Consider the following 22,246-nt stretch of genomic DNA (forward strand, 5'->3'; position numbering starts at 1 on the left):
GGGGTTGTCATTATTTCAAATGACACTGTTTTTTGTCGTCTCAATTGAGCATTTTTCGTTATGTTAGAATAGGTCATTATGAATACAACACAAATTCGCTTCGGCTTAAAATATTGGCGGTTAGCCATTCATCTGATCTTTAAGACCCAGCACTTTGGGGTGAATAACCTCTGGTGGGCAAAACAACCTTCTGCCATTGGGTGGCGTTGGTATCAGATATTATGGGGATCAATCACTATTTTACCGATTGTGCGTAATTATCAATCATTAAAAGTCAGAAGCTGTTTAGGTTGGATTCCACAAGCAGATTGTGAAGCATTGGGGTATCAGCAGCAGATTGCTAAAAAGAGTCAAGGGTAACACTGTTTATGATTCAGATGGATCTTGAGCAAAGGCAATCTTCACGGTTTATTCGACCTTTTCAGGTCACTAATCATGAAGATGAAACTTTTTCTGCTGCCTTTGTAGGGGCAGATGTCAATCTCACGGGCTTAGGGTTCTTTATCGAAGATCCAGACTTGTTTTTGCCGCAACAGCAATTAAGTTTACGAATTAAAAATGAACAAACAGATGAAGTTTATTGTCTAGAAGGGGTTGAGGTGATTCATCTCCGGCCAGATGACAGCGGTAAATACCTTTGTGGCTGCCACATTTCTCATGTCACCAGTAATCAGTTACTTGCCCATCATCGTCTCGTGATGACGGATGCGGAAACCGCGTTGGTTTCGATGCAAACATCCAAGCTGTCTGAGTTTAACTTTATGGAAGATGGCTCTGAGCTCTCCACTGATGAATCGGACTTCCAAGAAGCCAGTATGGCTTTGAATTTAGCAGTAACGCAGTCTGAATCGAATCAAAAAGAAGTTGCGCGATTTGTACAATCGGTGGAATCCATTTTCGACAGCTCGCAGACTGCCGATATGAAGCTGCAGGACTTAAAAGAAGAGTTTGAAGATTTCAAGCAGTACCTCGGTCAAATGAATGAAAGTGCCATTGCATTCTCAACGTTGGCAAAGCTTTTGGCACATACGCCTGCCGAGTCACAAGATAAGCTGGCTTGGAAAACACTGATTTCCGATTTTGAATCCCGCTTTTTAAGTGAAGAACAGCAAGTGGCTTATGATTTTATGCATCAAGGCTTAGACCCTGAAGAAGCCCTAAAAATCGCACAAGAGTATTTGAAAAGGTAAGAGCAATGAATAAGCATCTAAACAGATTGTTACCGATGCTTCAATGGTCGCTTTTAGTGGCTTTCTCCAGCGTTTCTTTCGCGAATACGCCTCCTACAACCAACCCTTTATTACCGAAAATTTCTTTGAATTACGGCTATTTAGACCAAGCAAGTATCCAAGATTCCGGTGGAAAATTCTCCAATTATTCCTACGATTTCCTGGTGCAAAATGCCCTCGGTTATTTTGGTTATACTCAATGGGATCTAGATTGGTATGATGTTGACCAACTGCCGTTTGGAAATGGTCAAGATCAACCCATCAACCATTTACATAAGGTGAGTTTCGGAGGAAAAATGGCTAAGTCATTGAGTAAAAAGGCACGTTGGATCAATGTTCTTGGCGCCTCTTCCGCTTATGAAGTAGAGATGGATGATTCTTATAGCGTGAATCTACGAAGTTTCGTGCTGTATCAATATCGCTCGGATGTATCGTTAATGGCAGGTGCTATGTATAATTATCACCCGGTTCGTAGTCGCTTGTATCCCGTTTTGGGTCTTGCTTACCGAGCTAAAGCCAAACAAGGGTTCTCGGCCGTGATTGGGTTTCCGCGTCTATTTGTTGCTTATGGTTTGACGGAGCGATGGAAAGTCAGCAGTGGCATCTCTTATCGACAATTCATGGCGAAGCTGTCGGATGACAGTGCCATTGAACAACAAGGTTATGCGGAGCTACAAAGCTGGAAGGGCGATGTCATGCTGTCCTATCAATCAGGTCATCACTGGGGGGTTGATGTGTTCGGGCATTATTCAGCTGATTATCGTTTTGCTTTTTATAACCGCCAAGGGCATCGGCAAGATCAATATGAAGTTCAACCGACTTGGGGCGGGGGACTGAAAGTTCGTTATCAGTTCTGAGAAAGTTATTCTGGTATCAATTGTTCAGCTCTAAAATGACCATTCTCACCGGCAAGCAAGGCACTCAAAAAGGGGAGGCCTTCTTGCATTGTTTTCATCAAGGTCCAAGGCGGATTGATGATAATCATGCCGCTTGCGGTCATGCCTTTATCACTGTCTTTTTTAATGCCTAGTTCAAATAACTGAATATTACGGATATCGCTGTCTTTAAACGTTTTTTCCATAGCGTTAATACGGTATCGGTCAACCATTGGATACCATAAGGCATAAGTACAATTCGAGAACTTTTTGTGGGCTTTAATTAAGCTGGCAATAGCGGTTTGATAGTCTTTCTTGACTTCATAGGGTGGATCCATCAATACGTAACCACGCTTTTCTTTCGGTGGGAGTTGGCTGATGCAGCCATGAAAACCATCTTCTTGAAAGGCGTGGATTCGACGATCCCCAGCAAAATTCTGACGTAAGGTCGTATGTTCCCGAGGGTGAAGTTCAAACAGTCCGAGCCGATCCTGTTCACGAAGGATCTGCTGGGCAAACCAAGGTGAGCCTGGGTATAGCGTTAGTGTGTTTTTAGGGTTGAAGCGATGAGCCAAAGCAAGGTAATCAGTCACCAGGCCTGGTAGATTTTGAGCGTTGGGGTCAAGTGACCATAATTTGCCAATACCGTTTTCATATTCTTTATTTTTTTGTGCTTCAGTTTTATCTAACGCGAAAGCACCTGTACCGGAATGAGTGTCTAAATAATAAAGGGGTTTCGGTTTTTGTATCAAATAGGTCAATATTTGAATGCTAACACTGTGCTTGAGTACGTCGGCAAAATTACCGGCGTGAAATGAATGCAAATAGCTGAGCATAAAATTCCTTTGAAAATGCTAAGTTAAGCGTTAGCGGTTACGTTTGTTTTTCTTTTGTTTACGTGCATCCAGGCGAGCTTGTTTTTTTGCAGCTTTTTCAATCCGTTGGACTTCGACTAAGCGACTTTCTTCTTCCATTAGATCAGGTGTTTCAAAAGTTAAATTTCCTAATAAGCCATCTCGAATTTCGGTAATAAAAATACGGGAAATCTTATCCAGGTTTACTTGACCACCACTGACCAGACAGCCACGACTTCGACCGATTTGCTCTAAGAAAGCAACATCTGGTGCAGGATCATGAAATGGCAGTTCTTCTAACCCATAACGTTCTTTTAAACGGTCAGGGTAGGCTTGCATTAAATATTCTGCTGCATAACTGGCAATGTCGGGTAATTCAAATGCGGTTTCTTTAATTCCCCCTGTAATTGCCAAGCGATACCCCGAGTGTGCATTTTCAATGTTCGACCAAAGCATCCCTGGTGAGTCAAATAAGGTAATGCCATCTTCCAGTTTAATGCGCTGAAGTATTTTGGTCACTGCCGGTTCATTGCCTGTTTTAGCGATAGGGCGGCTGGCAAGGGTATTGATAAGGGTCGATTTTCCAACATTTGGAATCCCCATAATCAAAGCGTGAATCACTTTGACGGACTCGGATTTGCGAGGAATCATTTTTTTGATGATGTCTAGCACTTGCGTTTTTCTGTCAGCTTGTTGGGCATTCAACGCTAAGGTTTTAATATTTTGAGATTGTTCAAAATAAGCTTGCCAGGCTTCTGTTTTAGAAGGGTCGGCTAAGTCTGATTTATTAAATATTTTCAGGGTCGGTTTATCGCCGCGTAAATTCGCGATCATGGGATTTTCACTACTATAAGGAATGCGTGCATCCAGCACTTCGATGATCATATCGACCTGTGGCAAGATTTCACGAATCTCTTTTTGTGCCTTGTGCATGTGGCCGGGATACCATTGGATTTGCATACAAATTCCTGAAGTTAATTAAGCATTTAAAATAAAAAGAATTATAGCGTTTTAAACGCTTTCCATTGCCATAAATCATCTAAAAGGTAAATGACAATGGAGCGGAGGGAAAAGACTATCTAGAGAACATACCTTTTAGAAAGCGAAATAGTAATACTGCACCAGCAACTAGCCAGATATAAACAAACCATCTAAAGAGTTCGTAAAATGAAGTCAATGGGCCTTCTAGGTGTTGTAGGCCTTCAGTTGTCAGTTGTCCATTTTCAGCTGTGCCCAGCACAATCATGACGACCAGTAAAAAAGCAGCACCAATCAAAGCACCTAAATACAAAAAAATCTTTTGCCAAATATCCATTCTGATCCTTGTTGATGTTTTAAAGAAAAAATAATTGTACCGAAATTAAAGGGCTAAGTGAGAGTAACACCATGTTATTGAAAATATTTTTGGAGAAAAACCTTAAACATTTTAAGGGTTGTTATGCATGGGGGGATTAAAAATATCTATTTCCTACCTGATTGGTAGGTTATATACTGGTCACGAGGTATAAAATTTCTTAATTGTTTTTAAGCACTTAGTTAGGAGTGGATTATGCCAAGAGTAAGGAAAAAAGAGCCAAGAGACACAAGCAGTCAGTACAGCCCTGTTTTTTCATCAGCACAAGCTAAGAACGCTAAAGGAAGGGTTTACGCTTTCACGCCGAAACAAATTGATATGATGCCGGGCGATTGGTGTGAACCGGGGAATCCATCGCCTTATGAATTACGTACGACGATTCAAACCTGTAAGCGGGTTTGGCAGTTGAATAAAGACGCTTTATCGCATCCTGATTGCGACATTGAAACCACACAATACAATATTAAAGTCTTGGAAAAACTGTATATTCAGTTAATGGATTATTTGGTGGAGTAAGGGGGAGTTAGTGTGCCACTAAATATTGCCAGGTCTGGCTAGAATGGTTTATTTGAGACGAAAAAAAAGCAAGGCGCGATGCCTTGCTTTTTATAATTGCTTTAAGCGATTACGAATTAACGTAAAGGATTAAAGAGCAACGATGTTTTCTGCTTGAGGACCTTTTGGCCCGTCAGTTACAGTAAATTCAACTTTTTGGCCTTCAGCTAAAGTTTTGAAGCCTGAGCTTACAATTGCGCTAAAATGAGCGAAAACGTCTGGACCAGACTCTTGCTCGATAAAACCAAAACCTTTAGATTCGTTGAACCACTTAACAGTTCCTGTTGTATTAGACATAATAATATCCTGTAAATTTATAATATAAAGAGTGCCTTACGGCGTGAACATCAGAAAAATAAACTTGTACTTAAAACTACACAGCACGGAGAATTACGAATAAAACAACGAAGTCGAGCAGATAAACAATAGAATTTCTTTCTTAGTGAAGTGCATTAGACGCTAGTTTCACTATTCTGTCAAACTTTATTTACGTAAAAGTTTAGACTGCAGGCAAGAAACCTTGGGAATCCCTTGCCCTGTATGGGGTTTACGACTGAAAATTATTTTTTAAAAAAGTGTCTATCCCAAAGATCAACCAGCAAACGCCCGACAGAACCGATCAACATAAAGAACGAACCGACAATAAACAACCAAACTGCCAGCGTTCGATATATCTCAAATGATGGCAGGAATAAAACACTGCCGATAAAAAACATCGTATTGCCGAATAATCCTAATGAAATGTGGATCCAGCCATAATCCTGAACCAATATGCGTAAAAAATTTTTCATAAGACCCCCGATTTGAAGCATTAAAGGCAGTGTAAGTCTTTTTATTTTGACTTCAAGAGAGTCAATCGTTTTATTTATGCGTTCTTTTAAAATGGGTAAAAGAATTTTTATGCGGTCTATTTTTAACAAATACAAAAGTGGTGCTAGAATAACGACATTAATTTTGTCGAAAGGAGTCATTAAATGGCCGTTTTAATTGAAGGGTATTCCATTATTATCAACAAGGCGCAAGCCATGAAAAACCAAAAGGCATTATCGACTTTGGCTTCTGTGAAAGGTACCTTGCATCCCATGGCAATTTGTTCGGATGAAGGGTTGTTGCGTATTGGTTTTATGGATATGAGAGATGCGAACGAGTTTGTGATGGCATTAGAGAGTGCTGGACTGTGTTATAAATGTACCGAAAACGGTAAAGAAGCTGCCAAAGATATCGTGATGGTGACTCAGTTTGGAGAAGTTGAAGTGCCTTGCCCTTGGTTGAACGTGCAGTTTACTAAATTAAAGGATGATACCTTGATTTGCTTGGCATCGTTACAATCTGAAGAGAATGTTAGTGGTGTGGCTTTTCCAAAAGGCTGGGCTTTGAATATTTCGATGTTGAAACGTTTTTATGAAGAACGTACACACTATATGCAAGAAAATTATGAATTGGTTCGTGAAGAACCCATGCATGATATTTATCACAATAAAGATAACGGCCAAGAAATTCGGTTATTAAAACTAAAATTTTCTGAAACCATTCAAAAGTCATAAGCATAAATTCAAATAGGTTTAACGAATTAAAAATAGCTGTAAATACGAAGATTGGCTACCCAAATACTGGATTCATTTTGAAGGTTAGTATTGTCTGAAAAAGGCGGTTTAAAAAGTTGTAGGCTTGGGGTAATTTCAATGTGATTTTGAACTGGAAATGCCCAGTAGGTTTCAACTGTCGTTCGATTTGGTTGCTGGGTTTCTTTTGGTAGATAAGAAGAGGTTATGGCGCGACTAACGCCTAAGCCATAGCGACTTCCCGGATTGACTGAGTTTGTTTGTCGTTGATAAGTTAACGTATAGAACTCAGAAATGGTTGAAACCTCTGGGGTTGTATAGCCAATGCGAGACTCTAGAGTAGATTGGTTGAACTGTTTGCTAAGTACTGTGTATAACCATAGTTAGTTAAATCGTCTTTAGTCGGTTGTTTTAAACTTTTATGGGGCCCCGTGTGGATCCAAACACCAACTGAGATAAAAGCGTTATCATTCCCAATACGTCCTTCTGAAGCAATAAAAGCCCCGTCTTTATCGTCGGGAGTATCAAGCAGGGCTTCATAGCTTTTTTGTTGATTGTCCGCTAACCCTTGTGCGCTTGAAACATAAAGGGTTCCTTTTACATTAGAACGTGGCTGCAAAATAACGCCAATGGCTGGTGCATAATCCGGAAAATCGATTGTTAAGTTGCCAACAAAAGCTGCGCCGATAAAGTGACGGTTTTCATCATTGCTTATTTGAGAATGGTCTAACCAATATGAAGCATCCATAATACCGAGCATTGCCTGGTCGTTTTGAGATAGATAATATTCCCAGAATAATTCAGACAGTTGTATGCGACCCTCGTTGGCTTTATTTAAAGCAGTGCCGCTATCGGCATTGGAATATTGAATATCGCTGGCGACAGTATTGGGTTCTGGTGCTGTTGAACCTTCTAAATGAAGTTTAATAGAATATTTTTCAGTCTGATAATAAGTCCAAAAATCAGCTGAGGCTGTCATACCATTATTTAGTAATGGCGTGGACTGCCCAATCAAATTAAGCCCGCCGTGATAACGCAGGTGTTGTGATGTTTCATCGATATCTGCTCTGGCACTAAAGGGCAAATAAAGAAAGAGCAGAAATATAAAATTAGGATTCAAAGTCATACAGAGTGTTTTTATGGACATTATTTTATCGTTTAAGTTTAGCACAGAATTTTCAGAGTTAGATTGATAAGAGAGTTCTTTTTAGGTCACTTAAGGTAATGATTTTTAATGAATATATTTAGATGAAAATGTTTTTTGATAAACTGACAATGATTTCCAATGATCAATAGAGCGGTTTATTGAAGCTGAAACAATAAAAGGCTAAAGAATCTTTGTAATAAAGAAGTGTTAGGGGAGGCTATATGGCCAGTGTTGGATTACTTGCTCTTGTTGATGATATCGCCACGTTATTGGATGATATTGCAATACTGTCCAAAGTCGCTGCAAAGAAAACGGCAGGCGTGTTGGGAGATGACTTAGCGCTTAATGCGCAACAAGTTACTGGCGTGAAAGCTGATCGAGAGTTACCCGTTGTTTGGGCGGTAGCGAAAGGTTCTTTTCTTAATAAATTGATTTTAGTGCCCTTAGCGTTGTTAATCAGCGCATTTTTGCCTTGGTTAATCACGCCTTTATTGATGTTGGGTGGTGCTTACCTCTGTTATGAAGGATTTGAGAAGATTGCTCACCGTTGGCTTCATGCAGCGGAATCTGATCAAGCGCATCAACAAGCATTGACTAAAGCCATACAAGATGAAAACGTTGATATTGTCGCGTTTGAAAAACAAAAAATAAAAGGCGCCATCCGTACCGATTTTATTTTGTCTGCTGAAATTATTGTGCTTGCTCTTGGGGTGACGCAAGGAGCCGACTTTTTAACACAAGCGTTGACGGTGTCGGTGGTGGCTGTTTTGATAACTATCGTCGTTTACGGCTTGGTCGCGGGGATTGTTCGGTTAGACGACGGAGGCCTTGCTTTAATTAAAAGTGTTGGTCAAGGTTGGTTTAGTCGCTTTAAGCGTACTTTGGGCTATGGTATGGTTAGCTTCGCGCCTAAATTAATGAAGTTCCTTTCAGTCCTCGGCATGGTTGCAATGTTTTTAGTGGGGGGTGGCATTATTGTTCATGGCACACCTTTCTTGCAGACATTTATTGAAGCTTTTAGTGACGAGATGGTAGGGTGGGGAGCGATGCTATTCTCACTGGGAAGCAATGGTTTAGTTGGCCTGGTAGTTGGGGCATTCGTTTTATTAGTTGTTTTGGGGGCGAGTCGCTTAAAAAAAAGCCTTTCAGCTTCTAAGTAAACTTTTATTCTTATCTGCCCAGAACCCGGGCAATGCTATTGTTTTTTATTTTCCTTGAGTAATGCTATGAGGCTCATTTAACGTTGCGTACTTTTATTTAGTATGATGAATCCCATAGGGGTTATGGTATTATCAAACATATAATTAAAAAATAATTGATGCACTTGTTCATGTTTAAAATTTTTAGTTTTCTTTTTCTTTTTCTAGGGATTGCCTTTCAAGCAAATGCGGTCGCTCCAGTCGATATTTCTCAACCTCAATATCAAATTGGTCAATCCGTACTTTTTTTTGAAGATGCGGATAATGTGATGTCGTTTTCAGACGTAGAAAAAGTTCCAGATTCTCAATATGAACCAGTGAACAATGCGATTTGTTCTAATTTATTTACCCGTTCAACTTTCTATTATAAGTTTGAGGTTCTGAACCCAAAGAATTCAACGATGGACCGTTTGTTGGTTTTTGAAACACCTTGGCTGGATTCGATTCAAGTCAAAGTGATCTCGCCTGATCAAATGCAACAAACTTCTTTGACTGGAAATATGTTTCCATTCAAGCAAAGAGCTGCAGAGCATCCATACCCCAATGTTGAACATCTGTTTGAGCCCGGTGTGTCAACCGTGTATCTTCAAGTCAAAACCCGTGATCCTTTTATCGTTCCGATTTCAATTTTAGATAAAGAATCGTTGTTTAAAAATCATGTTTCTATTTATGCGACGTCGATGTTTATCTACGGCATTATTATCGCAATGATTTTGTATCATTTTATTTTATTTGCCAGTATCCAGTTACGATACTATGCCTATTATGTGCTTTATTTGATGTCGTTTTTGGCGATGAATGTCAGTTATAACGGCTATACCTTTCAGTTTTTATTGCAAGATTCACCTGTTATTCAGAATTGGATACAGGGTACGACAATTTTTCTATTTGCCATCGCTGGATTGTTGTTTGCCAAAGCCTTTCTCAGTCTAGATAAATATATTCCTCTAGCGCATAAATTGACCAAAGTCATGATTTGGCTATTTGTCAGCGTGATGCTAATAACCGCTTTTATTGGATATCACGAGCATGTCATGTTCGCGATTGGAATGTCAGTGATTTTCAGTTTGTATGTGTTTGCAATTGCTTTATTAAGTTACTTAAAAGGCAATAAGACTGCGAGGTTTTTCTTATTGGGCACGACTGCTGGTTTAGTGGGAACCAGTATCACTGCATTAACGGTTATGGCCGTTATTCCGTATAGTCACATGGGGTATCAGGCGGTTGATTATGGATTGGCAATTGACTCGATTCTATTGTCTTTTGCATTGGTTGACCGAGTCAAAAGTACTGAAAAAGAAAAACTCCAAGCTGAAGTTTCAGCCAATACGGATGCTTTAACAAATGTGGCTAATCGACGCGCTTTTAATCAGTTTTGCGAACAGTTGGATGAGAAATCACACAAGTTATATCAAGAAAATTTAGTCGCAATGATGCTTGATATTGATTTTTTTAAAGAAATTAATGACACCTATGGTCACTCGGTTGGCGACATTGTCCTACAGAAGATCTCGAACCTATTGCGAAGTAACACGAAATCTAAGGACTTTATTTTCCGTATGGGTGGAGAGGAGTTCTTGATTTTATTGCCAGATACAAATGTTGAAAATGCACAAAAAGTTGCAGAAAGAATCCGAGCTTCTATTGAAAAGATGGTGATCCATAAAGACGATGATACTTTTTCAATCACAACAAGCATTGGCGTAGCAGAATTTTTGCCTGAAGATAAGAGTTTTCTTTCTATTATTCAATTGGCCGATAAAACTCTCTACGATGCAAAACGGACCGGCCGAAATAAAATTGTAGTTGCGATAAGATAAATTGTGAGATAACGGATTGGTAAGCTAAATCATCTTCAAAAATGCAAAAGTTATGTTGATCCTGGTTAGGGTTGTGTTTGAACTGCGTAAACATGAAGAGGGTCGTTTTAAAGCGACGTATGAAAATACCCACCAGAACTGGAGGTCTTGGCTGCCTACCCTCCGCTTTAAAGTTTAAATATAAGGCTTTCAATTCAAAAAGTGTGTGGTTTAATATAAATAGGATGGTCAATTCTTAAAGAGGTTTCTATGCGAGTGGTGTCATTAATGAATGGGTCGTTGCTGTCCGAAGCAGCAAGTATTTACGCCATTTTTTATGCCAAATCGATTGAACTGCCTTTGACTTTTCTATTCGTTGATAATGGACTTGAATCCATTGAAAAATTTCAATCTTCGCTGGCCACCTTAGAAGAGGTAGCAGAAGCGAATCAAGTTGTTTTTGAGACGGTTATTTTAAAAGGGGATGTCATTGATCAGTTGATGCATTTTGCTCAGCTTTATTCTATTGATACCGTCTTCTGCGCAACTCGAAAACAGTCTAATACACACTCTTTTAGTGAAAAAATCATTCGTTCCGGTATTGAGACGGCGATTGCGGTCGTTAAAGTTAAGAATGTGTCACAGGTTCGTTCTTATCATCGAGTGTTACTGGTTGCAGGGGAGAATATTAATCCGCATTGCTATCTTTTATGGATTGGGTTAATCTCGGCGAATCAAGCGCTCGGTAAGTTATATTTACAAAATAATCGAACCATCAAGAAAGCCTCCGGAAAATCAGGGCTTAAATACGAAGCAGCTCCCTTTGTGCAATTGGCTGGAATGCTTAAGCAACAGGTTGAAGTCGTGCAAGTATTACAACCAACCCCGCTTTAATGAATAACTATTTGGTCGAGAATGACTTGGATTTAGTCATTTATAACGCCGCCTCCTATCCTAAGAAAATATTAAATCAAATAACGGACCAATCCAGTATCAACAGTATTCTGTTTTATCCATGGAAGGCTTAAGAATGCTTTTTAAACAGCCCGTTCATTAGATTTTAAAATCATTACATAGCACTGAAGAAGGGTTGTCTCAAGCGGAAGCCGAACAACGGTTACAGTCTTTTGGACTGAATCAGATTGCTCAAAAAAAGCATAAAGACTACCGCATTGAATACCTCAAAGAATATATTTCATTTTTTCCAATTTTACTGGAAGTCGCTGCTGTTTTAGCGTTGATTGCGGATTATTACCAACCGAACCAGGGTAATGATATTTTAGCTTATGCTGTATTCGGAGCAGTCTTCCTCAATGCGACCTTTACATTTTGGCAAAAATTTAAAGCCGATAAGGCGATGGAAGCTTTGTTAAAACTGATTAAATCTGAAGCCACCGTTTTACGGGATAGTGAGTGGCAGACGGTTGATGCGACAAAAGTGGTTCCCGGTGACATTTTGCAATTGGGTGAAGGAGAAAAAATTGCAGCCGATGCGATTTTATTGAGTGCCAATGATCTTTATTTGAATTTATCGGTTTTGAATGGGGAATCAACTCCTTCCGCTCGCAGTTTAAACTCCGGAGAGGCACAGCGCGAATTAGATGCTAAGAATATGGTGTTTGCCGGGTCTGCGGTGACTAATGGGAACGGTGTGGCCATTGTTGTCGCAACTGGAAGTGCCACTGAATTCGGAAAAATTGCTCGAATGACGGCGGAAGTTGCCGTGACGGTCACTCCGATTGAAAAAGAAATCAGACATATGACGTCTATTCTAACGTTATTGGCGTTAGCAGCCGGCGTGGTCTTTTTTTTGTTGGGGTGGTTTTCCGAGCGCGGTGCTCTAATTTCAGCCATTTTTGCATTGTCCTTAATCGTTGCGAATGTCCCAGAAGGGTTATTACCAACCATTACTTTATCTTTATCTTTAGCATCCCAGCGAATGGCAAGACGTCAGGCGCTCATTAAGAACTTAAACTCCGTAGAAACGCTAGGATCGGCAACAGTGATTTGTACCGATAAAACCGGTACCTTAACTAAAAATGAAATGACCGCTAAAGCGATTTATCTAGCGGATGGCAGTGAAGTTTCTATCTCTGGAGGCGGCTACCTGGAATCTGGTCAACTTAATTTTGAAAAGAAAGCATCAGAAAATAGTGATGACCACCTTCAGCAGTTTTTGACAGTGGCAGCTAATAATACTCACGCAACGGTTAATCTTGAGCAGGGAACAGTGATAGGGGATCCAACTGAGATTGCGTTGGTTGTAGCAGCTCATAAACACGGAGTATTTATCCCGTCTGACAAAATCAAAGAGTATGCTTTTTCATCCGACCGAAAAATGATGTCTACCTTGGTTCAAAACAACGACCATGAAGAATTGTTTGTCAAAGGAGCTGTTGAAAGCGTTTTGCCGTTATGTTCCCAAGTGCAATCTACCTCAGGAAAGGTAGATTTGACCGTCGATGAAAAATCAAAAATTGTAAACAAGAATAAACAATTAGCGGAACAATCCTATCGGGTGCTGGCCATTGCGATGAAAGTAGGGGATGGAGAGGATAATCTGATCTTTCTCGGGTTAGCCGGCTTGATTGACCCAGCTCGCCCTGGTGTTAAAGAAGCGATTCATCAGTGTCATTCCGCTCAGATAAAGGTCATGATGATTACCGGAGACAATCCGGTGACGGCACGGGCAATTGGGGAGCATATCGGTTTACGGGTGGACGAAGTTTTAACCGGTCCGGAAGTGAAACATTTATCCAACACCGTGTTACAAGAAAAATTAAAAACCAAACACATCCTCTTTGCCCGGATGGCTTCCGCGCAGAAATTACGCATTGCCAAATTATTACAAGCAAATGGTGAAGTCGTGGCGATGACGGGCGATGGTGTAAATGACTCACCCGCCCTCAAACAAGCCGATATAGGTATTGCGATGGGATCTGGAACGGATGTAGCAAAAGAAGCAGGTGATATGGTTTTGTTAGATGATAACTTCAAGTCCATCGTGTCGGCAGTCGAAGAGGGACGGACAGTTTATTTCAATATTAAAAAGTTGACCACTTATATTCTCAGTTCCAATGTGCCTGAAATTGTGCCTTATGTCTTACAGTTCTTTTTAAAGATACCGATGCCGTTATCCGTGATTCAAATCCTGCTCATCGATTTGGGAACGGATCAACTACCGGGGCTTGGGTTGGGTGCCGAAAGTCTGAAAAACATATTATGAAACGCCCGCCGATTGGAAAACACGAAAAAATCTTAGATTGGGAGGTGTTTAAACGGGGGTATTTTATGGCCGGCATGTTTGAGGGGGCGACTGCCATGTTTGCCTTTTTAGGATTCTTATTTTTGAATGGTTGGCAGTATGGTGATTTATCGCTTTCACAAGAGTTTCACCGTCAAGCAATGACAATGACCTTGTTGGGGGCAATCACTTGTCAAATGGCCAATTTCTTTACGTTAAGATCCTGGGAAGACTCGCTTTGGCATTTAACCCATATCAATAAAATGATTTGGTTTGGGGTTGCGATGGAAATGGTCTTTATTCTAGCCATTTTATATGTGCCTGCGGTTCAATCTATCTTTAATACCGCAACGGTGCCGCTTGAAAACTTATGGCTGTTATTACCTTTCCCGATTTTATTAGTGCTAAACCATGAATGGTATAAAGTTCGGCAAAAAGCTAAATGGCAGAAAGCAGTCGCTTAAAAGCGCGAGTTTTTTAAATAGCGTAAGATGGTTGGCGCCCGAAAATAGCAATGGCAATCACAACCATAAGAAATATTAGTGCGGGTAAGTTGGTTTTAATTAACTGATCAATCAATGCAATTGAAGCGGCGGCAGCCGAAAGCACACCAAATCCAGTGATTATACGAGATCCCGCATTTTGTTTGAATGCCAAGCCACAAACCACCGTAAAGGTAAATAAGAAAGCCAAGCTGGCAGCCTCGACCAATGAGGCTAGACTTCCAATCGCTGCAAGCACCGCGGCAATACTGCCTAACCAAATCACCGCTTTATCTGGAATGCCCGCTGAATTTGTGTGACTGATTGCCGCTGGAAGTTCATGAGCTTTTGCAACCTTATGTGCTAGCCTTGCGGTGGCAAACAACGTTGCGTTGATGGCAGAACCTGTCGAAAACGCCGCTGCGATGGTTACAATAATCAATCCTGTTACCCCAAATGCTTTTTCACCTGCGATGGCTATGGCCACTTCTTTATGTTTGACGATTTCATCAGAACCAATCAACATAGCGGTTCCAAGCGCAACTAAAATATAAACCAGAATGACGACGATAATGGCAGATATTACGGCGCGTGGTAGGAGCTTTTTAGGGGTGTCGATATCTTTGTAATCGTAGGTGAGAAGTTGAAACCCTTCATAAGCCATAAAGACAGCGGCAGCACCGAATAAAGCAGCGCCTAACCCTGCATCAGGCACAGTAACTCCTTGCGACAACATTGGAATATCCCATTGAGATACCCCCCAAACTGATAAACCAATTAGTACCACCAATTTAAACCAGACAAGGAAGATTTCTACGCCACCCGCTTCAGCTACGCCCTTTAGGTTCAAAGCGATAAACAAGGCGATGATCCCAACAGCAAAAGCACGAGGGAAAATGCTATCAAGCTCTAATAAGTTGCCAAGGTATTGTCCGAAGGTGAAAGCATAGACGGCATTTGTTAAAACATACCCAATAATCAAAACCCAAGCTAAGCTTCCTGCAAAGCTGTCAGCATGGATTTCACGTAGAAAGGTGAAAGCACCACCACCCTCATTATAAAAAGTAGCGAGCTTAACATAGCTGTAACCGGCAGCTAAAGCGATTAAGCCTGCTGCCAAAAAGCTCATCCAAGCCCAGGCGCCTGCAATGGCAACTACCACACCCAGGGTTGAGAATATGCCACCACCAATCATGCCACCCACAGCCATGGACCACGTGGCATTAAAACCGAGTTTAGTTTTTGATTGTGTCATGAATTCGCCTAAGTGATTAAAGAGCCACTGTCTTGATTGACTATGTGTATATTAAAAATAATGCGCTTAAAAATCCAATGATATCAATAAATAATGATAATCGCGTAGTGGAATGTATGGATAATATTGAAAAATGAGTACTTCTTTAGAATTGTTTTATACGTTGGCCGTTGCGCTCGCCATTGGATTATTGATTGGCATAGAACGAGGCTGGAAAAAACGAGAGTTTATCGAGGGAACTCGTATTGCTGGAGTGCGCACTTTCGGCTTGATTGGATTGCTTGGCGGGGTGACCGCTTTACTCTCTCAGTTATTGAGTGCCTTTGTTTTTGGTGTGGTTTTTATTGGGTTAGCGGTGGTTTTGGTTTCAGCCTATGTTGTAACACTGAAAAAAAATCCAGATGTCGGTATTACCACGCTTATCGCAGCGCTATTAACCTTTATTCTCGGCGCATTGGCGGTGATGGATCAAGTGATTCTGGCAGCTATTTCAGCTGTCGTGATGACGTTATTACTCGGCTATAAACCCGTTTTGCATCGTTGGGTAAGTGCTTTGGAGGGAAAAGAGCTACGAGCAGGCATCATGCTTTTGCTACTTTCGGTTGTATTACTACCGATTTTACCGGATCAAGGATATGGGCCATGGAAAGTGCTGAATCCTTATGTAATCGGTTGGATGGTTGTACTGATTGCGCTGATTTCTTTTGTGGGGTATTTTGCCATTAAAATTGGGGGCGCGAAAAGAGGGGTGGTGTTTACCGGGTTGTTTGGTGGCTTGTCAGCCTCAACTGCTGTGACACTTCGGTTTTCACAATTGGCGCGTAAAGATACCCGTATGAGTGCGATGTTATCGATGGGGGTGCTATTAGCCTGTGGAACCATGCTGCCTCGTATGCTATTGGTGGCGGGCGCGTTTAATTTAAATTTGGTTGCCATGTTGTGGTTACCCGCAATGGTCATGGCGTTATTGATTTATTTCCCAGTCATTTTATATTGGCGAAGTAAGACTGAGAAAAATATTGATACTTCTTCCGTGTTAACCAACCCTTTGGACCTAAAGGTAGCACTAGTCTTCGGAGGCGTTCTGGTGCTGATTATGTTACTGAGCGCATTTTTAAAGCAAACCTATGGTGATGCCGGTATATTGTCTTTAGCTGCTGCATCCGGTATTTTTGATGTCGATGCCATTACTTTATCTTTGACCAGAATGAGTCAGGATAGTTTAGCTTTAAATATCACTGTGACAGGGTTGGTTATTGCTGCCGCGAGTAACAATTTTGTGAAAGCGACGATGGCCAGTTTTATTGGCGGAAAGGAAATGGCATTAAAAGTCAGTTTGCCTTTAGTGGTCAGTAGCTTAGGTGGGCTCTTGTCTGTTTGGATTTGGGTTTGGTAATTAAACTGTTGAAAATCAATTATCGCCAGGCCTGGCTGTTTTTCAATCGATCACTGATTATTCTCTTTAATGCTGCTTTCTGCCGTTTTAATACGACGATTTATTTTGAAATCGTCGTTGTTGGGTGAATCTCTTTTATTTTAAATGCTCTGTGATGTTTTGAATATCTTGTCGTTTATTTTGATCCATCGGCGTATGAGTGATGGTGTTAGGGACAAATTTAATTTTATTGAGAGCCACTTCACGAATGCGTCGATTATATTGAGTGTGGAAATAGAGCACTTGATGTTTAAGATCCCAAGCGGTTGTCCATTGTGTTGAGCTACGCATACCTTTGACATCTTTTTCTTTGTTATCCGACCCTTCGGCAGACTTCAGCGGCACATTAAAGTTATCAAGAATTCGAAAAAGCTCGTAAACCGCATCATTAGAATTTTTCAATGGCTGATCGGTATGAGACCAAACCGCCGCACGGACAAATCGGGATGTGGACGTAAAATCTCCCGGCAGTCCGACCATACCGCTTCCACCGCTTAGCGGTGTAAACTCAACGCCTGCTATTTTTCTGCTCGGAGCAGGTTCAATGCTTAAGTTTAAGTAATTACGAAGATTGGTCATTTGCCAGTCGTAAGTTGGGTTATTGGTGATGACACCTAATGGATTTTTGTAGGTTTTCAGTTTGCCATCTAAATACTCAATAACGATGGATTTTCCAGAGGATTCTGTGACCATCCAATGTGCATAGGCAGGTACCCCAAGCGATGCTTCTTCAACCGCTACGACACGAATATGTTTCAGAGCCTTTTTCACTTGGTCGACGTTTTTGAATTGAGACAAAATATAAGAAACCATATCGGTCGCAGTGATGGTGTTGTCAGCTTTTCTTTTATCGTATTCCATGTAATGGGCAAAGCCTTTGTGATAAAAGAAGCCCACCGCAAGTCCTTTCTCGTTCATCCCATCAATGAACACATCTTTGCCAAGGGCATCTAGGCCGACAAAATTATATTTCCCGGTCCATTGTTTACCATTGTTGCCATCCGGTGTTAACCCTCTAAAGTGATAGCCTTTAGGAATGGCCGCAACTCTTGAATTGAGATCAAACGCTCCCCACTCATTAGTTCGGCCATAAACCGTAGAACCCTCTTCGGTGAGGAGGCGAATGCCAGTACAGGCTTGAACACTGGTTGTAAAGACACTGAATAACAACAATGTTCCCATTAACATTTGAATAATTTTTTTAATCTGCATTCGTTCGCCGCCTCTTATTCGAGATTGAGTTTTAGTTATGTCGATTGATTTTCATAGTAGATAAGTTAAATGACGCAGTCAATAAAGTTTTTAGGGTTATTCTTAATAATTATTTGATTATTAAGGGAATTTATCTTGCCGGCTGACTTCTTCAGGTGTCATAAAAATAATTAAGGGGCAGGTATTGTAGTGGGATATGTGCTTGGCTTTGAATCTAGGCGTTAAACAAACCAGTAAAAAACAGCCAGGCCTGGCTGTTTTTTAGGGAGTAATTATTGGGTCATTTTCTTTAGTGCGGCTTTGCGATGTTGATTTCGACCAATCAAAACCAAACCAAGCCCGCCTAACATTAAGATTGCGGCGATGGTTAAACGTAATGTAATCGGTTCTGAAATGAGTAAGGTTGCGCCAATGGCGGCAAATAATGGCACCAGTAATTGAGCCGCTGATGCAAGGCTTGAGGAAATGCGAGGCAACGCTTTATACCAAAGAATGTATCCCAAACCGGAAGTAGCACCCCCTGAAAAGATCGCCATACCCACCCCAAAAGGGGTTAAATGAACCATATCGATAAACAATAAACTGACCAAACTGACCAAACTGGCGATGGCGATCATCGGTAAAGTGCGATAGAAGTTATAGGCAGTATCTTTTAAGGGGGCTAAGGACTGTCGGCCATTCAAACTATATAATGCCCAAGTATAGGCCGAGATTACGACCATCACTAAGCCCCACCAAGAAGGCGTTGTCAATTTGGGGTACATTAAATACAGCAATCCCAGCAGCGCTAATGCCACACCTACCCATTCTGCACCATGCAATTTGTCACCATTTCGCAACGCATATCCAATCATGGTCAGCTGTACCACGCCCGCTAAAATCAGCGCACCTGTTGCCGTACTGATGGCGACATAACCATAAGAAAAGGTCAAAGCATAGACAAATAAAATAAACGCTGCTCTCCAGCTTCCTTTACTGACATGTGTGTCATCGAGATTGTTTGCTTTGTTTCGTGAACCTTTCCATGCGAATAAGCTCATGACGATAAATAACATCGCCGCGCCCGATCCTAAACGCAGGCTGGTAAAGCTCACTGGATCAATCCAGCCACCATCTAATGCCCAGCGGCAGATCACTGCATTGGCGGCAAAGGCAATCATCGCCAATACAGTGAATAAAGCGGTTTGTGCGAATAAAGCGGGTGTCATAAGGTTCCTAAAATGAGATGAGGATAAATAAGACTATTCTAATGCTTGAAAATAGGGAAGCAAAGGTTTTGTGTAGCTCTGCTTGAGATTTTCCGTATTTAGGCGTATCTTTTTAATATGGTTTTTATTGTCTCTTTTAATGAAAGTTATAAAGCCTGTTCAGTTTGTATAGGGGGTGAGTATGATTGACTTTGATAAAACACGTTATTTGATGGTCAATGATCAAATTCAAGCGAGAGGTGTTCAAGACACTAAGGTTCTGCAAGCGATGCGTGCTGTTAGAAGAGAAGCGTTTGTTCCGGAAGACATGCGTGATTTGAGTTATCGAGATTCTCCTTTACCGATTGGCGCTGGGCAAACCATCTCCCAACCTTACATAGTGGGATATATGGTTGAAGCATTGAGGCTAAAAGGCGGAGAAAAGGTGCTTGAAATCGGCGGTGGATCGGGCTATGCCGCAGCGGTATTAGCAGAAATAGCCAGTCAGGTTTATACTGTCGAGCGAATTGATGAACTGGCCGAAAAAGCTGCTAAAAGTCTCTCCCAGGAAGGATATGACAACGTAAATGTCATGAGTGGGGATGGCACGACCGGTTGGAAAGAATTTGCACCCTTTGATGCGATTTTAGTGTCAGCTGGCGCTCCGAGTATTCCAGAAAGTCTTAAATATCAACTCACCCTTGGCGGCTGCATGGTCGTGCCGGTCGGGTCGCACAAAAACATTCAAGAACTGGTTCGAATCACGCGCCAAACTCAAGATCAGTTTGATTTTGAAAAACTTGCTGATGTTCGCTTTGTTCCATTAATCGGTGAGCAGGGCTGGGAAATCGAAACCAATTCTGCTCATCAAGTTCCCCCACGCGTTATTCAGACAAGACCCATTGTTAATCAATCGTTACCGAATTTGATTTTACAAAACAGTGAGCCATTCCAATCACCAGAAGAGGCCAATTTAGATAATCTACTGGCGCGTATTGGCGATGCCAAAGTGGTTTTGATTGGCGAAGCCAGTCATGGCACCTCAGAGTTTTATTCGATGCGTGCGCGTATTACTCAGAGATTAATTGAAGAAAAAGGCTTTACCATTGTTGCAGCCGAAGCCGACTGGCCTGATGCGGCCCAAATTGATCATTACGTGCGTCATCGAGATACGTCCCCCGCAGAATGGACCGCATTTTCTCGTTTTCCAACTTGGATGTGGCGTAATATCGAAACACGGGACTTTATCGATTGGCTGCATGAATACAATAAAACATTGCCCAGCCAAGATCGCACCGGGTTTTATGGGTTGGATATGTATAGCTTGTTTACCTCCATTAATGCAGTGGTGGAATACTTGGAAAAACTTGATCCTGACTTGGCTGAAGTGGCGCGTTGGCGCTATGGTTGTTTAAGTCCGTGGGAAGCAGACCCAGCCGCCTATGGTAAAGCAGCACTGCGTGATCAGTATCAAGATTGTGAAAACGACGTGGCGCAGATGTTGACTGAACTATACCAAAAACGGCAATCGTTTCTGCTCAATGATGGAGGGCGGTTTTTAGATGCGGCCCAAAATGCCGAATTGATTGCCAATGCAGAACGCTATTATCGAGTCATGTATTATGGCTCTCGGGCTTCTTGGAACTTACGAGACCAGCATATGTTTGATACGTTAAACCGTGTCATGCAAGCAAAAGGGTATGGCGCTAAAGCAGTGGTTTGGGCACACAACTCTCATATTGGAGATGCCTCTGCAACCGAGATGTCCAAACGCGGCGAGCATAATATTGGGCAATTGTGCCGACAAGCGTTTGGTGAGGATTCTTATCGAATTGGTTTCGGAACCGACCATGGTACGGTGGCAGCTGCATCTAACTGGGATCAGCCGATGGAAATCAAACAAGTGCAACCTTCCCATCCGCAAAGTTATGAAAATGTATTTCATCAAACCCAACAGTCCGGTCTGATCTTACCATTACGGGATAATAATCCCCAATTAATTCAAGAGCTTAATAAGCCGAAACTAGAGCGTGCCATCGGGGTGATTTATCGCCCTGAAACCGAACTGGCAAGCCATTATTTTGAAGCCGTTTTACCCCTTCAATTTGATGAATATATCTGGATTGATCAAACCAGAGCCGTTACGCCTTTAACGACCGAGGAAATTAGTGGAATGCCCGACACCTATCCATTTGGTCTTTAGTGAACACAGAGCCTTTATCATTTATTGTTGAGGTGAATCATGTAAAATAGCCGCCATAAAAATGAATAGATAGGCAAAAAGAAATGGCAGGATCGTTATTTGATCAGCTGAAAAAGTCGGGCTTGGTGGACGAAAAAAAGGCCAAAAAAGTCAAACGAGAAAAGTATCAGCAATCTAAGCAAAACAAAAGTAAAAAAGGGCAGACGACCCAAACCGAAGCGACCAAGCTCGCTGCGGAAGCGGCACAGCAAAAATCCGAGCGTGATCGACAGCTGAACCAAGAACGCCAACAACAGCAAGCGCAAAAAGCCGCAAAAGCAGAGTTGTATCAGTTGATTGATTCGAATCGTCTAAAAAATGTCGATGGCGACATTGCCTATAATTTTGTCGATGGCACGGCGGTCAAAACGCTGAATGTAAATGCGGACACGCATAAACGGTTGGTGGCTGATAAGATTCGTATTGCGAAGTTTAAAGGTGGTTATGCCTTGTTGCCTGAAACCATTATCGAAAAAGTGGCACAGCGTGATTCAAGCGTACTGATTCCACTCGCCCAAAAAGACGACACGCTTTCCAAAGAAGATGAAGAGTACTATGCACAATTTGAAGTGCCGGATGATTTGATCTGGTAAAAGCCAAGTTAGGCTAATTGAG

General features: G+C 41.5%; 22 protein-coding genes. 13 read left to right on the top strand and 9 right to left on the bottom strand.

The features are described from left to right. Window positions 1-78: 78 nt before the first annotated feature. Genes P8629_RS05790 through P8629_RS05800 form a run of 3 tightly spaced genes read left to right on the top strand, consistent with a single transcriptional unit; the run spans window position 79 to window position 2,086 of the window. Window positions 79-360, top strand: coding sequence for a hypothetical protein (locus P8629_RS05790; RefSeq protein WP_278165180.1), 282 nt, complete (start codon window positions 79-81; stop codon window positions 358-360). Window positions 361-368: 8 nt separating this feature from the next. Beyond that, window positions 369-1,190 carry a PilZ domain-containing protein gene (locus P8629_RS05795; RefSeq protein ID WP_278165181.1) on the top strand — a complete coding sequence of 274 codons (822 nt, stop codon included), beginning with the start codon at window positions 369-371 and terminating at the stop codon, window positions 1,188-1,190. Between the two features lie 5 nt (window positions 1,191-1,195). After that, complete coding sequence (locus P8629_RS05800; RefSeq protein ID WP_278165182.1) at window positions 1,196-2,086, top strand: hypothetical protein; 891 nt, start codon at window positions 1,196-1,198, stop codon at window positions 2,084-2,086. 5 nt (window positions 2,087-2,091) lie between these two features. On the opposite strand, the gene P8629_RS05805 is transcribed toward P8629_RS05800, so the two are convergent. The 3 genes from P8629_RS05805 to P8629_RS05815 form a co-directional block, all read right to left on the bottom strand. Continuing rightward, a complete protein-coding gene (locus tag P8629_RS05805; RefSeq protein WP_278165183.1) occupies window positions 2,092-2,940 on the bottom strand; it encodes a 23S rRNA (adenine(2030)-N(6))-methyltransferase RlmJ in 849 nt (282 codons plus the stop codon). A gap of 30 nt (window positions 2,941-2,970) precedes the next feature. Continuing rightward, entirely contained in the window at window positions 2,971-3,918 is a 948-nt protein-coding gene (gene ylqF / locus P8629_RS05810; RefSeq protein WP_278165184.1) for a ribosome biogenesis GTPase YlqF, read from the bottom strand. 115 nt (window positions 3,919-4,033) lie between these two features. Further along, window positions 4,034-4,273 (bottom strand): hypothetical protein, encoded by a 240-nt coding sequence (locus tag P8629_RS05815; RefSeq protein ID WP_278165185.1) that lies wholly within the window; start codon window positions 4,271-4,273, stop codon window positions 4,034-4,036. 234 nt (window positions 4,274-4,507) lie between these two features. On the opposite strand from P8629_RS05815, the gene P8629_RS05820 reads away from it, so the two are divergent. Then, window positions 4,508-4,828 (top strand): hypothetical protein, encoded by a 321-nt coding sequence (locus P8629_RS05820; RefSeq protein WP_278165186.1) that lies wholly within the window; start codon window positions 4,508-4,510, stop codon window positions 4,826-4,828. 129 nt (window positions 4,829-4,957) lie between these two features. On the opposite strand, the gene P8629_RS05825 is transcribed toward P8629_RS05820, so the two are convergent. Beyond that, on the bottom strand, window positions 4,958-5,164 hold the full coding sequence (locus P8629_RS05825; protein WP_011370479.1) for a cold-shock protein: 207 nt from the start codon (window positions 5,162-5,164) through the stop codon (window positions 4,958-4,960). 263 nt (window positions 5,165-5,427) lie between these two features. Continuing rightward, on the bottom strand, window positions 5,428-5,658 hold the full coding sequence (locus tag P8629_RS05830) for a YrhK family protein (protein ID WP_278165187.1): 231 nt from the start codon (window positions 5,656-5,658) through the stop codon (window positions 5,428-5,430). A 183-nt stretch (window positions 5,659-5,841) separates the two neighbouring features. Between P8629_RS05830 and P8629_RS05835 the strand changes: the two genes are divergently transcribed. Beyond that, window positions 5,842-6,411 (top strand): hypothetical protein, encoded by a 570-nt coding sequence (locus tag P8629_RS05835; protein ID WP_278165188.1) that lies wholly within the window; start codon window positions 5,842-5,844, stop codon window positions 6,409-6,411. Between the two features lie 352 nt (window positions 6,412-6,763). On the opposite strand, the gene P8629_RS05840 is transcribed toward P8629_RS05835, so the two are convergent. Continuing rightward, complete coding sequence (locus P8629_RS05840) at window positions 6,764-7,576, bottom strand: hypothetical protein (RefSeq protein ID WP_278165189.1); 813 nt, start codon at window positions 7,574-7,576, stop codon at window positions 6,764-6,766. 221 nt (window positions 7,577-7,797) lie between these two features. Here P8629_RS05840 and P8629_RS05845 point away from each other — a divergent pair, with 221 nt between their 5' ends. The 5 genes from P8629_RS05845 to P8629_RS05865 all read left to right on the top strand — a co-directional run bounded on the left by P8629_RS05845 (window position 7,798) and on the right by P8629_RS05865 (window position 14,282). Then, window positions 7,798-8,736, top strand: a complete 939-nt coding sequence (locus P8629_RS05845) for a DUF808 domain-containing protein (RefSeq protein WP_278165190.1) — start codon at window positions 7,798-7,800, stop codon at window positions 8,734-8,736. 170 nt (window positions 8,737-8,906) lie between these two features. Continuing rightward, entirely contained in the window at window positions 8,907-10,595 is a 1,689-nt protein-coding gene (locus tag P8629_RS05850; RefSeq protein WP_278165191.1) for a sensor domain-containing diguanylate cyclase, read from the top strand. Window positions 10,596-10,844: 249 nt separating this feature from the next. Continuing rightward, on the top strand, window positions 10,845-11,468 hold the full coding sequence (locus tag P8629_RS05855; protein ID WP_278165192.1) for a universal stress protein: 624 nt from the start codon (window positions 10,845-10,847) through the stop codon (window positions 11,466-11,468). Between the two features lie 196 nt (window positions 11,469-11,664). After that, window positions 11,665-13,800, top strand: a complete 2,136-nt coding sequence (locus tag P8629_RS05860; protein ID WP_278165193.1) for a cation-translocating P-type ATPase — start codon at window positions 11,665-11,667, stop codon at window positions 13,798-13,800. Next, complete coding sequence (locus tag P8629_RS05865) at window positions 13,797-14,282, top strand: cation-translocating P-type ATPase C-terminal domain-containing protein (protein WP_278165194.1); 486 nt, start codon at window positions 13,797-13,799, stop codon at window positions 14,280-14,282. Before P8629_RS05860 ends, P8629_RS05865 begins: the two co-directional genes overlap by 4 nt. Window positions 14,283-14,295: 13 nt before the next feature. Here the strand turns inward: P8629_RS05865 and P8629_RS05870 are convergent, their stop codons facing one another. Next, a complete protein-coding gene (locus P8629_RS05870) occupies window positions 14,296-15,555 on the bottom strand; it encodes an APC family permease (RefSeq protein WP_278165195.1) in 1,260 nt (419 codons plus the stop codon). Between the two features lie 133 nt (window positions 15,556-15,688). On the opposite strand from P8629_RS05870, the gene P8629_RS05875 reads away from it, so the two are divergent. Beyond that, complete coding sequence (locus P8629_RS05875; RefSeq protein ID WP_278165196.1) at window positions 15,689-16,951, top strand: MgtC/SapB family protein; 1,263 nt, start codon at window positions 15,689-15,691, stop codon at window positions 16,949-16,951. Between the two features lie 135 nt (window positions 16,952-17,086). On the opposite strand, the gene P8629_RS05880 is transcribed toward P8629_RS05875, so the two are convergent. Both P8629_RS05880 and P8629_RS05885 read right to left on the bottom strand, forming a co-directional pair. Further along, window positions 17,087-18,202: a choloylglycine hydrolase family protein gene (locus P8629_RS05880; RefSeq protein ID WP_278165197.1), complete on the bottom strand. Its 1,116-nt coding sequence runs from the start codon at window positions 18,200-18,202 to the stop codon at window positions 17,087-17,089. A gap of 272 nt (window positions 18,203-18,474) precedes the next feature. Beyond that, the gene (locus P8629_RS05885) at window positions 18,475-19,410 is read right to left on the bottom strand and encodes a DMT family transporter (protein ID WP_278165198.1); all 936 of its coding nucleotides are present in this window, start codon (window positions 19,408-19,410) and stop codon (window positions 18,475-18,477) included. Between the two features lie 181 nt (window positions 19,411-19,591). On the opposite strand from P8629_RS05885, the gene P8629_RS05890 reads away from it, so the two are divergent. Both P8629_RS05890 and P8629_RS05895 read left to right on the top strand, forming a co-directional pair. Next, the gene (locus P8629_RS05890; protein WP_278165199.1) at window positions 19,592-21,592 is read left to right on the top strand and encodes a protein-L-isoaspartate(D-aspartate) O-methyltransferase; all 2,001 of its coding nucleotides are present in this window, start codon (window positions 19,592-19,594) and stop codon (window positions 21,590-21,592) included. A gap of 83 nt (window positions 21,593-21,675) precedes the next feature. Next, on the top strand, window positions 21,676-22,224 hold the full coding sequence (locus tag P8629_RS05895; RefSeq protein ID WP_278165200.1) for a DUF2058 domain-containing protein: 549 nt from the start codon (window positions 21,676-21,678) through the stop codon (window positions 22,222-22,224). The last annotated feature ends 22 nt before the right edge of the window (window positions 22,225-22,246 follow it).

The organism is Hydrogenovibrio sp. 3SP14C1 (assembly GCF_029625905.1).
In the GTDB taxonomy this organism is placed as follows: Bacteria; Pseudomonadota; Gammaproteobacteria; order Thiomicrospirales; family Thiomicrospiraceae; genus Hydrogenovibrio.